We start from the raw sequence: 13,811 nt of genomic DNA, 5'->3' as shown, positions 1-13,811 counted from the left end.
GTGGAAATTTTTCCACAATGTCTCATTTTGGAATCGCAGGACGGTAGATTGGACTTCGGCAAAGTTGTTCATACGGATTTGGCGGGCAATGCGCCTGTGGTCGTGCTGGTGTGCGAACATGCGTCTAATCGTATCCCGGCTTTTCTGGGTGATATGGGGTTAAGCGCTGAAGCACGCGAAAGTCATATTGCCTGGGATCCAGGCGCACTGGCCGTGGCGCAGGCTATGGCCAAACGCATGTCAGCACCTTTGGTCCATGGCGGGGTGTCTCGGCTGGTCTATGACTGCAATCGCCCGCCCGAGGCGGCGGGTGCAATGCCGATCCGCAGCGAGGATTACGAAATCCCGGCGAACATCAACATGTCGCCCGAGCAGCGAATGGTCAGAATCGAAAACGTGTATCAGCCGTTTTGCGCCGCTCTGTCGGATTTGATCGATCAGCACAGCGCTTCACTTAGGTTGATGGTGACAATCCACAGTTTCACGCCGATCTATCTGGGGCAGAAACGGCAGGTCGAACTGGGTATTCTGCACGGTGTGGACAACCAGTTTGCCACAGCGATGATGGCTGACGGAGCTATCGGCAGCCCCTTTATCATCAGGCTGAATGAGCCTTATTCTGCGGCGGATGGAGTAGCTCATACACTGGATACCCAGGCGCTGCCCCACCGCTTGCTGAACGTGATGATCGAGATCCGCAATGACTTGATCCGCACGCCTAAGCAGCAGGCAGAGATGGCCGATTGCCTGGTGCCCTGGATTGCGCGTGTTCTGTCCGGTTTTCAGGAAGGGGCGTCAGCGTGATCAAAGCGATGAGCGCATATGTCCGTATCGTGGATGCGATCAACTATCGGATCGGGCGGGTCATGATGTGGGGCCTGTTTGTCATGATGGGCATCCTGTTGTGGTCTTCGATATCAAAGACCTTCTTCCTACCGTCGCTCTGGACACTTGAAATGGCACAGTTTGCGATGGTGACCTATTACATCATGGGTGGGCCATATTCGATCCAGCTAGGGTCGAATGTGCGCATGGACCTGTTTTACCACAACTGGAGCCCCCAACGAAAAGCGTGGTTCGATGCATTTACCGTGCTTTTGCTGATCCTCTATCTCGGTGTGCTGTTCTACGGTGGGCTTGGATCGACGGCGTACAGCCTTGGTTATTGGGGCGACGAACCCGTTTCCTACTTCACCGGACTGCTGACCGGCAGTGAAGAGATCGGTCGGCTTGAACGTTCCTCGACCGCGTGGCGGCCGTATATCTGGCCGGTCAAATCCATCATGGTTTTCGGCTTCTTCCTGATGTTGCTGCAGGCAGTCTCGGAATTTTTCAAAGACATTGCGCGGATCAACGGGCAGGAAATCGGGGTACAGCAGGCATGAGCCAGGAATATATCGCCATCTTCATGTTCGCGTTGATGATGCTGATGCTGTTCACAGGTCAGCGCGTTTTTGGTGCGATCGGTGCGGTTGCGACGATCGCGGCGCTTTCATTGTGGGGAACCGGAGGGCAGGACATCACATTTTCAGCCGCGATGAAGCTGATGAAGTGGTATCCGCTGCTGACCCTGCCAATGTTCATTTTCATGGGCTATGTGCTCAGCGAAAGCAGGCTGGCGGATGACCTGTATCGCATGTTCCATGTCTGGATGGGGCCGGTGAATGGCGGGCTTGCCATCGGGACGATTGGTTTGATGGTCTTGGTTTCTGCCATGAATGGCCTCAGCGTGGCCGGGATGGCTATTGGAGCCACGATTGCTTTGCCTGAACTGTTGAGACGCGGGTACGACAAAACCATGGTGACCGGTGTCATTCAGGCCGGGTCCAGTCTGGGTATTCTTGTACCACCTTCGGTGGTTCTGGTGCTGTATGCGATGATCGCCCGTCAACCTGTGGGACAGTTATGGCTGGCGGGGATCGTGCCCGGGCTGATGATGGCTGGTATGTTCATCCTTTACATCTGGATCCGCTGCCGCATTCAGCCCGAGCTTGGTCCAGCGATGAAAGACGCGCACGAGGTTCCGCGGGCCGAGAAAATCCGGTTGCTGGGCGCGGGTGCGTTGCCGCTGATTATCTTCGCTGCGATGATGGTGCCCTTTGTGAACGGGTGGACGTCACTGGTTGAAAGTTCGGCCATCGGAGCGCTGGCGGCATTGGTGGTTTCGGTGGCCAAACGTCGAATGACCTGGGCGATTTTTGAAACCTGTACCAAGCATACGCTGGCGATATCGTGCATGTTCATGTGGATCATCCTTGCAGCACTTGGTTTTGGCGCGGTTTTCGACGGGCTTGGTGCGGTGAAGGCAATCGACAACTTGTTTACCGACCAGTTGGGCCTGTCACCCTGGATGATCCTGATCCTGATGCAGCTCAGCTTTATTGTCATGGGCACGTTTCTGGACGACACCGCGATGCTGGTGATTGTGGCACCGCTTTATGTACCGCTGGTTGGTGCGCTGGGCTTTGACTTGATTTGGTACGGGGTTCTGTACACGATCACCACACAGATCGCCTATATGACACCGCCTTTCGGCTATAACCTATTTCTGATGCGCGCGATGGCCCCACCAGAAATCACGCTGAGGGATATCTATGGCTCGATCTTTCCGTTCGTCGCCGTGATGGTTCTGGCGCTTACGATTATCATGATCTTCCCGGAACTGGCTCTTTGGCTGCCCGGCTATGTCTATGGAAATTAACAAGAATGCCTTTCGAAGAGGCACGAAGCACTTCAACAGAGAGGAAATTGACATGACGACAAGACGTAAGTTTCTGAAAACCGCCGGGGTAGGGGTCGCAGCCGCACCTCTGGCCGCACCGGCGCTGGCTCAAAGCACGATCACGTGGCGCATGCAGACCTATGCCGGTCCTGCGCTGGCTGCGCATGTGATCGACCCGGCAATCGAGATGTTCAACAAGATTGCCGGTGACCGGATGCAAATCGAGCTGTTCTATGCTGACCAGCTTGTTCCGACAGGCGAACTGTTCCGTGCCATGCAGAAAGGTACCATTGATGCGGTACAGTCCGATGATGACTCGATGGCGTCGCCCACCGATGTCACAGTATTCGGCGGCTATTTCCCGTTTGCCTCGCGCTATTCCCTGGATGTACCGGTTCTGTTCAATCAGTACGGTCTGAACGAAATCTGGGACGAAGAATACTCGAAAGTCGGGGTCAAGCACATCTCGGCTGGCGCATGGGACCCGTGCCATTTCGCCACCAAGGATCCAATCAACAGCCTGGCGGACCTGCAAGGCAAGCGTGTCTTCACTTTCCCTACAGCGGGTCGCTTCCTCAGCCAGTTCGGTGTGGTACCAGTTACACTGCCATGGGAAGATATCGAGGTCGCCGTACAGACCGGCGAGTTGGACGGCATCGCATGGTCGGGCATCACCGAGGATTACACTGTCGGCTGGGCGGATGTGACCAACTACTTCCTGACCAACAACATCTCAGGCGCCTGGGCCGGGTCTTTCTTTGCCAACATGGATCGCTGGAACGAGTTGCCGGAAGATCTGCAAACCCTGTTCCGTGTTTGCTGTGATCAGTCGCATTACTACCGCCAGTGGTGGTACTGGGGCGGCGAGGCCAGCTTGCGGGTCAATGGCGACAAGATGCAGCTGACCACGATCCCAGATGAGGAATGGGCACAGGTCGAAGGCGCGGCAATCGCATTCTGGGATGAGATTGCGGCAGAATCTGAGATCAAGGCGAGGGTTGTTGAGATATTCAAGCAATACAACGCCGACATGCTCAAGGCCGGACGGCCTTATCGTTACGGATAATAAGCAACTTCCCGACGCGGGTGACTCCTCTCGCGTCGGGTTTGGACATCACCTGGCGACACCTCTTATGTTCATATCAATCCCAATAACAGAGATGCGAAACCGGATGCACAGTGCTGCTCACCGGTCGGACGGGGTATGAACACATGGCCATCGCTGGTTTTCTGATCGAGATTTTTGCCGCAACCATGTTGCTGCTTTTCGCCGTTCGCTTGGTTCGTACGGGGATTGAGCGGCGATTTGGCGCGCTATTTCAATCGCTTTTGACCCGACATTCAAACAGTTTTGTCGCCGGTGGCGCGGGTATGGTTCTGGCCACGATCCTGCAAAGTTCAGCCGCCGTGGCGGTTTTGCTGACAGGGTTTGCGGCGGCCGGAATGGTCAGTTTTGGCATCGCCCTGGCGGGGGTTTTGGGGGCCGATCTGGGATCGGCTCTGGTCATTCAGATACTGTCTTATGATTTGGGATGGTTGCAGCCGGTGTTGCTGGCGCTGGGCGGGTGGCTCTACCTCAAATCCGATCGGGCAAATGTTCGCCTGATGGGGCGGATTGTTCTGGGTGTGGCCTTCATTTTGGTATCACTGCAATTTTTGCGCGATGCAGTTGATCCGATCCGTGAAAGTGCCTTTTTGCCGGCTATCGCGGGCTATCTTGAAAGCGACTATTTCAGTGCCTTCATCGTTGGGGCTGTGCTTGCCTTTGTCATGCACAGCTCGGTTGCGACAATCCTGATGTGCGTGACGCTGGTACAGATCGGGGCAATCCCATTCGCGGCGGGTTTGTCGTTGGTACTGGGGGCCAATTTGGGCTCGGCCTTTATTCCGATTTGGTTGACGCGCGACCAGATCGTTTCGGCCCGCCGGATACCGATAGCCAACCTGTTGCTGCGCGGCAGTGCGGCGCTTGTGATGCTGTTTGCTGTCAACGTCACCGGGACCCATGCCGCATTGATGATCAGCGGACCGGGGCAATCGTTGATCTTTGCCCATATTGGTTTCAACCTCGTGGTGTTTCTGCTGGCAACCGGGTTCGTCACCCGGATGGAAGCGCCGATGGCTTTGCTCATGCCCGAGACCGACCCTGAATCTGGTGTGGCAGATCAGTTCTCGGGTGCTCTTAATCCGCTAGGCGACCCCAGTGCCACAGGCCCTGATGTTGCGATGTCCTCGGTGCGACACGAATTGTTGCAGATGGTCACGCAGGTCGAACGCATGTTCCGCCCTGTGCTGGATATCTATGAGCGTGACGACATTGATACCATTGCCGCTCTGTCGCAGCAGGATGAAATGGTAAACGCCCAGTTGACGGAAATCCGACGCTTTGTCGCGCGGTTGCCGCGGCAGAATATGAGTAAGTCTCAGATCAAAGCCGCCCGTGGTCTGGTGGAATACGCTATTCGGCTCGAGGCCGCTGGAGATGTCGTGTCAAACAGAATGACGCGTTCAGCAAAGATTAAACACATGGAAAGGGCCGAGTTTTCCGCCCAGGGGTGGAAAGAACTCAAGGATTTACACGCCACCATTCAGGAAAGTTTTTCGCTGGCGCGACACGTTTTGTTGGTGGATGACGTCGACTGTGCCCGCCGTCTTGTTCTGGACAAGGCCGAGATCAAAAGGATGTCCCGCGACAGCCGCAAGGCGCATCTAAAGCGGCTGGAGCGTGGTCAAACGGAAAGTTTCCAGTCCAGCGATCTGCATCTGGAGGCACTGCGCGCTATGCGCGATCTGCACGGCCATATCGCGGCCATCGCCTATCCGATCCTCTACAAAAGCGGACAGGTTCTGGAAACGCGGCTGGTTATGGAAATGGAGAAAGAAGCGGCCGAAGACTAACGGCCGTCGATGGGAACAGGGGCGCGGTGGGCCCGATTGTGATGAAGGATGAACATGATGGGCCATGATGTTGTGTTGGCGGACCTCAAAACCAAGGTTGAAGCAGGTGAAGTAGACACCGTTCTTGTTTGCATGGTGGACATGCAGGGGCGGCTGATGGGCAAACGGTTTCACGCCGGTCACTTTGTGGCAGGCGCTTGGCAAGAGACCCATTGCTGCAATTATCTGTTGGCGACAGATCTGGAAATGGGCACGCCTGACGGATATGCCTCGACCAGCTGGGAGCGGGGCTATGGCGATTACGTCATGAAACCTGATCTCAGCACATTGCGCCCGGTGCCGTGGCTTGAGGGCACGGTGATGGTGATGTGCGATGTTCTGGATCACCACACACATGAAGAGGTCCCGCACGCGCCCCGGTCGATCCTGAAGAAACAGGTCAAACGCCTGAAAGCCATGGGTTACGACGCGATGTGCGCCACCGAGTTGGAGTTCTTTTTGTTTGAGAAGAGCTTTGACCAGATCCGCAAGGAAGGCTTTCGCGATCTGGCGCCGATCTCGGGCTATAATGAGGATTATCATATCCTGCAGACCACCAAGGAAGAGCATGTGATGCGTCCTATCCGCAATCATTTGTGGAACGCGGGCATCCCGGTCGAGAATACGAAGGGCGAGGCCGAGACCGGTCAGGAAGAGTTGAACATCAAATACGCCGCCGCCATGGAAACGGCCGAGTATCACTCGATCGCCAAGAATGCGGTGAAGGAAATCGCCTGGCAGCACGGGCATGCGGCCACGTTCCTGCCGAAATGGCATCATGACAAGGTTGGCAGTTCATCCCATGTGCATCAGTCGCTGTGGTCTGAGGGAAGGCCAATCTTTTTCGACGAAAAAGATCCGCTCGGCATGTCGGCAGTAATGAAAAGCTATATGGCCGGGTTGTTGAAATACGCTGCCGATTATACGTGTTTCATGGCCCCCTACATCAACAGCTACAAGCGTTTCCAAAAAGGAAGTTTTGCGCCGACGCGGATCATCTGGTCGGTCGACAACCGCACCGCCGGTTTCCGACTGTGTGGTGATGGAACCAAATCGGTTCGCGTGGAATGCCGTATTCCGGGCTCGGATATGAACCCGTATCTGGCGATTGCTGGTATGTTGGCGGCGGGTATCGCAGGCATCGAGGAGGGGTTGGAGCTTGAACCACCAACCAAAGGCGATGCGTATCAGAGCGAGTCCGGCATGATCCCCGGCAACCTGCCCGCTGCGCGGGATGCCCTGCTTGGCTCAACCATGTTGCGGGCCGCTATGGGGGACGAAGTTGTTGATCACTATGCGCGCGCCGCCGAGGTGGAAATCGAGGAATTCGAAAGCGTGGTTACTGATTGGGAAATTGCCCGCGGGTTCGAACGGGCCTGAGGGTGGACGAAGCTTGGGGCCCTGCCTGCCGCTATTGGTGCTTGAACCAATGGCGCATCAATGACGGCCCCCGAGGTTTGTGTTGGCCAGATAAAGCAGGAGATTCTGCTTTTTAGAGGATGGAATGGAGATGGGGCAGATGTTGAAATGCATCTCGCCGATCGATGGATCGGTTTATGCTGAGCGCGAAACCTTATCGCGCGAAGCAGCGTTTGAGGTGGCTGCGCGGGCCAGGGAAGCGCATACAGCCTGGGCAGCACGCCCATTACAAGAGCGAATTGATCTTGTGATGGCGGGTGTCGCCGCTGTTGGTGCGATGAACGACGAAATCGTGCCCGAGCTGGCCCATATGATGGGGCGCCCAGTGCGCTACGGCGGAGAGTTCGGCGGGTTCAACGAGCGCGCCTGCCATATGGCCGAGATCGCGCAGGGTGCACTGGCCGATATTGCGGTGGGCGAGGATGAGATCTTCAGGCGCTATATCAAACGGATTCCGCACGGGGTGGTCTTTGTCGTGGCGCCCTGGAACTACCCGTACATGACTGCGATCAATACGGTGGCCCCGGCGTTGATTGCGGGCAATACCGTGGTGCTGAAACACGCGACCCAGACCTTGTTGGTGGGTGAGCGGATGACGCAGGCTTTCCATTCGGCAGGTGTTCCTGAGGATGTGTTCCAGAATGTGTTCCTGAGTCATGATGTGACTAACGATTTGATCGCTGGAAATGCGTTTGATTTCGTGAACTTCACTGGCTCGGTCGGTGGTGGTCAGGCGATGGAACGTGCGGCGGCGGGCACATTCACCGGGGTCGGTACCGAGTTGGGCGGCAAGGATCCAGGCTATGTCATGGACGACGCCGATCTGGACGCAGCTGTTGATACGCTGATCGACGGTGCGATGTTCAACGCGGGCCAGTGCTGCTGCGGGATTGAGCGGATTTATGTGCACGAAAGCCTGTATGATGCGTTCGTTGCCAAAGCGGTTGAGATTGTTCAGGGCTATAAGCTGGGCAATCCGCTGGATGCAGAGACGACGATTGGACCGATGGCCAATATACGCTTTGCCGATGAGGTCCGCGCGCAGATTGCCGAGGCAGTCGCGGATGGCGCAGTTTCCCATATCGACACTTTCCCCGAGGATGATGGGGGGGCATATCTGACCCCGCAAATCCTGACCAATGTCACACACGACATGCGGGTGATGCGGGATGAGAGTTTCGGCCCTGTAGTTGGTATCATGAAAGTGTCGTCGGATGACGAAGCCATCGCGCTGATGAATGACAGCGAGTTTGGTCTGACCGCCAGCCTCTGGACCCGCGACGTGGACCGGGCCGCGCGGGTCGGTGACCAGATTGAAACTGGCACCGTCTTCATGAACCGCGCAGATTATTTGGATCCGGGCCTGTGCTGGACCGGTTGCAAGAATACCGGGCGTGGCGGTGGTCTTTCTGTCATCGGCTATCACAACCTTACCCGCCCCAAATCCTACCATCTGAAGAAGGTGACATCATGAGCCTGTCTGGAAACTGGTCCTATCCGACCGCGATCAAATTCGGCGCTGGCCGCATCAAGGAACTGCCCGAAGCCTGCGCTGCGGCCGGAATGAAACGCCCTCTGCTGGTCACGGACAAGGGGTTGGCTGATCTGCCGATCACCTCGGCGACGCTGGATATTCTTGAGGCTGCGGGTCTGGGGCGTGGCCTGTTTAGCGAAGTGGACCCGAACCCCAATGAGAAGAACCTTGAGGCCGGCGTTGCGGCGTATCGGGCAGGCGACCATGACGGGGTAATCGCATTTGGCGGTGGCTCGGGGCTGGATCTAGGTAAGATGGTGGCCTTCATGGCCGGGCAGACGCGCCCGGTCTGGGATTTTGAGGATATTGGCGACTGGTGGACCCGCGCCGATGCCGATGTCATTGCTCCGATCATTGCGGTGCCGACCACCGCCGGGACGGGGTCAGAGGTGGGGCGCGCCAGCGTCATCACCAATTCGGAAACCCACGCGAAAAAGATTATCTTTCACCCTAAGGTACTGCCAACCGTGGTGATCTGTGACCCGGAACTGACCGTGGGGATGCCGAAATTCATCACCGCGGGCACCGGTCTGGACGCCTTTGCCCATTGTGTTGAAGCGTTCTCTAGCCCGCATTACCACCCGATGTCACACGGCATCGCGCTGGAGGGGATGCGGCTGGTCAAGGACTACCTGCCGCGCGCCTATACCGATGGCACTGATATTGAAGCCCGTGCCCAAATGATGAGCGCGGCAGCGATGGGGGCCACGGCCTTTCAAAAGGGCCTCGGCGCGATCCACGCGATGAGCCACCCGATTGGCGCGGTGTTCAACACCCATCACGGGACGACCAACGCGGTCTGCATGCCCGCGGTGCTAGAGTTCAACGCCCCCGCCATCGCCGACCGGTTCCAGCAGGCCGCGGCCTATCTGGGCATCGATGGAGGCTTTGACGGGTTCCGCGCCTTTGTGCAGGAGTTCAACGACAGCCTGGGCATTCCGCGTCGCCTGTCCGATCTGGGCGTGACCGAGGCGGCGATCCCTGAATTGGTACAGGGTGCAATCATCGACCCATCTTGCGGTGGCAATCCGATTGAGCTGACCGAGGAGAACCTGACGGGGTTGTTCAAGGCAGCGCTGTAGTCCGCAAAGACGTGTCGCACCTTCTCGTTAGGAGGGGTACGCGCTATCCAACCAATGCTTGATGCAAAGCATCAGGTGCGCGCGTGCCCCATCCTCGAGTTTGGTGGAGAGATGGTCGGATCGTGAGCCGACTAGGCTCCACTGTCCAGTGCTCTAAAGATGGGCCAAGTTTCGCTCTCAGGCATCTGGACTAATGTGAAGCGCTCCTCGAAGTTTTCGTTCTCTTCGTCACAATAAGTGGCTATCGCTACCAATTCACCCGATGGAACGTCCATCAAGTCAGTAAGCCCAGTATCCAGCGTTTCGCCCTTCTCTAGATGGAGCGTGCTGATTTGCTTGATCAGGTTGTTTCCTTCCAGGAATTTCAGGTTGAATCTTGAAATGCTGTTTCCAACGTTCGTCACTTCACCTTGAAACTGGAATTTGGATTCTCTCCGCCCCGCAGAATAAGCTCCGAATCTGACGTTCAGGTCTGGTCGTAGAGCTCTCTTTCGGCGCAATTCATGAATACCCAACACCTGACGCTCGTGCTCTAAAGTCTCTTTGGTAGCGAGAACCATAGCTTCCTGTTGCGCAACCGATTGCCGCAGTTCATTGGCTTGCAGTCTGAGCGCCTCTACACTGTTTTTTAGCTCTCTGCTTTGTTGGAAGTAACCAAGAACCAACCAAAAGATTGCAAGCGGACCGAAAGCGCCAGCGAAAAAGTCTCCAAGTTCGTTGAGCGAAATTGGTGCCAGTCTTATTGCACCTAGAAACGCTGCGACCGGAATTCCACCGATAAATAGAACTAAGTAAATGCCTGTTGCTATCAAGCCAATTCGGCTCAATCTGTCACGATATCGCATTCAAACATCAAACATCCAACTCCTCCACAAACCGCGCGTTCTCCTGAATGTATTGGAACCGCAGTTCGGGTTTCTTGCCCATCAGACGCTCGACCAGATCGCCGGTTTCGCCGGGTTCGTCCTCGTCTATGGTGACGCGGATCAGTTTACGCGAGGCCGGGTCCATCGTGGTTTCTTTCAGGTCCTTGGCATCCATCTCACCCAGACCCTTAAAGCGTGAGACGTCGATCTTGCCTTTGCCGCCCAGACCTTTTTCCATCCATACGTCGCGCTCGGCCTCGTCCAGACAATAGACGCGTTTGGCGCCTTGGGTCAGGCGATACAGCGGCGGGCAGGCGAGGTAGAGGTGGCCCGCGTCGATCATGGGCCGCATCTGGGTAAAGAAGAACGTCATCAGCAGCGCCGCGATATGCGCGCCGTCGACATCCGCGTCGGTCATGATGATGATCTTATCATAGCGCAGGTCATCGACGTTGAAACGGGTGCCGAGGCCCACACCCAGCGCCTGGGTCAGATCGTTGATCTCGGCATTGGTGCCCAGCTTGGAACTGGCCGCGCCCAACACGTTCAGGATTTTGCCGCGCAGGGGCAGCAGCGCCTGTGTTTTGCGGTTGCGGCCCATCTTGGCCGAGCCGCCCGCCGAGTCGCCCTCGACGATGAATAATTCGGTTCCGTCGCGGGTTGAACTGGAACAGTCCACCAGCTTGCCGGGGAGACGAAGTTTCTTAGTGGCGGACTTGCGTTGCGTTTCCTTTTCAGCCCGTCGGCGCAGGCGCTCCTCAGACCTTAGAATGAGGAAGTCGAGGATCGCTCCGGCGGACTTGTTATCCGCGGCCAGCCAGTTGTCGAAATGGTCACGGACCGAGTTTTCGACCAGCCGCTGTGCTTCGACCGTGGCGAGGCGGTCTTTGGTTTGGCCAACGAATTCAGGCTCGCTGATGAAGCAGGACACCAGGGCGCAGCCGCCGGTGACCAGGTCGTCGCGGGTGATCTGCGCGGCCTTTTTGTTGTTGATCAGCTCGCCGTAAGCTTTGATGCCCTTGAGGACAGCGGCCCAGAACCCGGCCACATGGGTGCCGCCTTCGGGGGTGGGGACGGTGTTACAGTAGGATTGGATGAACCCGTCGCGCGAGGGCGTCCAGTTGATCGCCCATTCGACCTTGCCCGGCGCGTTGAACTTTTCGCGAAAGTCCACGGTTCCGGCAAAGGGCTGATCGGCATAGGTGGACGAGCCGTTCATCGTTTCCTTCAGGTAATCCGACAACCCGCCGGGAAAGTGGAACGTCGCCTCGGTCGGGGTTTCGCCGTCATCGATGGCGGTTTTCCATCGGATTTCGACGCCCGAGAAAAGGTAGGCCTTGGAGCGGATGGATTTGAACAGCCGCGCGGGTTTGAATTTGTGGTGGCCAAAGATGTCGGGGTCGGCATGGAAAGTTACTGTTGTACCGCGCCGGTTGGGGGCAGCGCCGACCTTTTCGACGGGGCCCTGAGGTACTCCACGCGAGAAGCGTTGTTCGAACAGCTGTTTGTCCCGGGCCACCTGAACAACCATGGAATCCGACAAAGCATTGACCACAGATGCGCCAACCCCATGCAGACCGCCCGAGGTCTGATACGCCTTACCCGAGAACTTGCCGCCCGCGTGCAATGTGCACAGGATGACCTCAAGCGCGGATTTGTCTGGGAATTTCGGGTGCGGATCGATCGGAATGCCGCGCCCATTGTCGCGCACGGTCAGGGCGTAATCTGCATGCAGTTCGACCTCGATCCGGTTGGCATGGCCTGCCACCGCTTCGTCCATCGAGTTGTCGAGGATTTCAGCGACCATATGGTGCAGCGCACGCTCATCCGTGCCGCCGATATACATGCCGGGGCGTTTGCGAACAGGTTCAAGACCTTCGAGCACCTCAATGGATGAGGCGTCATAGGTATTGGTCGCTTCGGGCGTCAACAGATCGTCGGGCATATGGGCTGCTCTTGTTTTTGAGTTTCCCCCTATTATGGCAGGTGATGTGGTCCGGGGGAAGAGGGACGCGAGGTGTTGTGGATGGTTTGGGGCTGGTTGGCCGATTAGAGGATAATCAATATGGTTGCGGCACCAGCTATCACTAATGGAAGCGATGCGGACGAAGCAGACCTTGAGTGAACGCGCCTACGGTGCCAAAAACACTACATGGAAGAAATCAGTCGGCAACTACTTTATCAAAGGCTTCGCAACCGCTTGATCGAGTTGCTTGATATGTATTCGTCTTTAGGCGACATCGCTACACTTGGGGCCTATGAGATGATTGAGTTGGTCGGTGACTTGTTGCCGCTCGATTACGATGAGGCTCCCAAGGTATTCAGCGAAAAGGAAATAGAAGCCATTTCTAAGTTTGCAGAGCTTGCCGAATACGCAGCCGATGCAACTGAAGAAGATACTTGGAGCGTCGACTGGTTTAAGAGTTCGGAGGAATGGGTCAGCGTGTCCAAATTCGCAAAACAGGCATTGGTTGTCTTCTCCGAACGCGGACGCTTTTCCGAGGAACGCGAAGAGGTTTTTGCGACATAGTACGCAGCTGGTTTGGGCTCAGAGCAGAAGTTCGACGATTTCGTTTCGCGACCTGTTCTAAGGCCTCTTAGGCTGCGGATAACAAATCACCGCGACAGCAGGAATCTTAAAATGAGCTGGATAAAAACCATCCCCTACGATACGGCCACTGGTCGGTTGAAGAAACTCTACGACCGCGTCACCGGCCCCGACAACAATGTCGACAACATCATGATGGCGCATTCCTTGCGGCCGCATTCGATGGAAGGACATATGGCGTTGTACAAGAATGTGCTGCACCATTCGGCCAATCAGATTCCCAAGTGGTTTCTCGAAACTCTGGGTGTCTGGGTCAGTTCTCTGAACCACTGCGGGTACTGTGTCGAGCATCATTTCAACGGGTTGCAAAGGCTGTTAGGCGACGAAGTGCGCGGTAATGCAATCCGTGCCGCGATCGAAGCTGGGACACCCGAAAGCGCACCATTGGAGGCTGCTCAGGTTGCGGCCATGTTGTATGCGCGCAAGCTGACGCAGGCCCCGGCGGATCTGGTGGAAGACGACATAGCCGTCCTGCGCAACACAGGGTGGGACGATGGTGAAATCCTCGAGATCAATCAGGTCTGCGCCTATTTTGCCTATGCCAACCGCACCGTTCTGGGGCTGGGATGTTCCACCGAGGGTGACATTCTGGGGCTGTCCCCCAATAACTCGGCTGATCCTGCTGATTGGGGGCATAAATAGG

At 56.5% G+C, this 13,811-nt stretch carries 12 protein-coding genes; 10 read left to right on the top strand and 2 right to left on the bottom strand.

All coding sequences use genetic code 11. The features are described from left to right. Positions 1-48 precede the first annotated feature (48 nt). From AC2FLB_RS03320 to AC2FLB_RS03285, 8 genes are all read left to right on the top strand, one after another. Positions 49-804, top strand: a complete 756-nt coding sequence (locus tag AC2FLB_RS03320; protein WP_496708610.1) for an N-formylglutamate amidohydrolase — start codon at positions 49-51, stop codon at positions 802-804. A gap of 8 nt (positions 805-812) precedes the next feature. Next, on the top strand, positions 813-1,385 hold the full coding sequence (locus tag AC2FLB_RS03315; protein WP_496708609.1) for a TRAP transporter small permease subunit: 573 nt from the start codon (positions 813-815) through the stop codon (positions 1,383-1,385). Beyond that, the gene (locus AC2FLB_RS03310; protein WP_281971849.1) at positions 1,382-2,701 is read left to right on the top strand and encodes a TRAP transporter large permease; all 1,320 of its coding nucleotides are present in this window, start codon (positions 1,382-1,384) and stop codon (positions 2,699-2,701) included. The genes AC2FLB_RS03315 and AC2FLB_RS03310 overlap by 4 nt, the downstream gene beginning before the upstream one ends. A gap of 52 nt (positions 2,702-2,753) precedes the next feature. Then, entirely contained in the window at positions 2,754-3,788 is a 1,035-nt protein-coding gene (locus AC2FLB_RS03305) for a TRAP transporter substrate-binding protein (protein WP_142632938.1), read from the top strand. 146 nt (positions 3,789-3,934) lie between these two features. Beyond that, positions 3,935-5,620 (top strand): Na/Pi cotransporter family protein, encoded by a 1,686-nt coding sequence (locus AC2FLB_RS03300; protein WP_142632940.1) that lies wholly within the window; start codon positions 3,935-3,937, stop codon positions 5,618-5,620. Positions 5,621-5,677: 57 nt separating this feature from the next. Then, positions 5,678-7,039, top strand: a complete 1,362-nt coding sequence (locus tag AC2FLB_RS03295) for a glutamine synthetase family protein (RefSeq protein WP_271947924.1) — start codon at positions 5,678-5,680, stop codon at positions 7,037-7,039. A 130-nt stretch (positions 7,040-7,169) separates the two neighbouring features. Beyond that, positions 7,170-8,552: an aldehyde dehydrogenase family protein gene (locus AC2FLB_RS03290; RefSeq protein WP_496708608.1), complete on the top strand. Its 1,383-nt coding sequence runs from the start codon at positions 7,170-7,172 to the stop codon at positions 8,550-8,552. Beyond that, positions 8,549-9,694: an iron-containing alcohol dehydrogenase gene (locus AC2FLB_RS03285; RefSeq protein ID WP_496708607.1), complete on the top strand. Its 1,146-nt coding sequence runs from the start codon at positions 8,549-8,551 to the stop codon at positions 9,692-9,694. Before AC2FLB_RS03290 ends, AC2FLB_RS03285 begins: the two co-directional genes overlap by 4 nt. A gap of 131 nt (positions 9,695-9,825) precedes the next feature. On the opposite strand, the gene AC2FLB_RS03280 is transcribed toward AC2FLB_RS03285, so the two are convergent. Both AC2FLB_RS03280 and parE read right to left on the bottom strand, forming a co-directional pair. Further along, positions 9,826-10,539 carry a hypothetical protein gene (locus AC2FLB_RS03280; RefSeq protein WP_496708606.1) on the bottom strand — a complete coding sequence of 238 codons (714 nt, stop codon included), beginning with the start codon at positions 10,537-10,539 and terminating at the stop codon, positions 9,826-9,828. 7 nt (positions 10,540-10,546) lie between these two features. Next, complete coding sequence (gene parE / locus AC2FLB_RS03275) at positions 10,547-12,505, bottom strand: DNA topoisomerase IV subunit B (protein ID WP_271947914.1); 1,959 nt, start codon at positions 12,503-12,505, stop codon at positions 10,547-10,549. Between the two features lie 207 nt (positions 12,506-12,712). Between parE and AC2FLB_RS03270 the strand changes: the two genes are divergently transcribed. Both AC2FLB_RS03270 and AC2FLB_RS03265 read left to right on the top strand, forming a co-directional pair. Continuing rightward, a complete protein-coding gene (locus tag AC2FLB_RS03270) occupies positions 12,713-13,090 on the top strand; it encodes a hypothetical protein (protein ID WP_496708605.1) in 378 nt (125 codons plus the stop codon). A 111-nt stretch (positions 13,091-13,201) separates the two neighbouring features. Further along, complete coding sequence (locus AC2FLB_RS03265; protein WP_496688555.1) at positions 13,202-13,810, top strand: carboxymuconolactone decarboxylase family protein; 609 nt, start codon at positions 13,202-13,204, stop codon at positions 13,808-13,810. Position 13,811 lies beyond the last annotated feature (1 nt).

This window comes from Ruegeria sp. CDSA236 (assembly GCF_059611285.1).
This window is presented reverse-complemented; position numbering and strand designations above follow the sequence as displayed.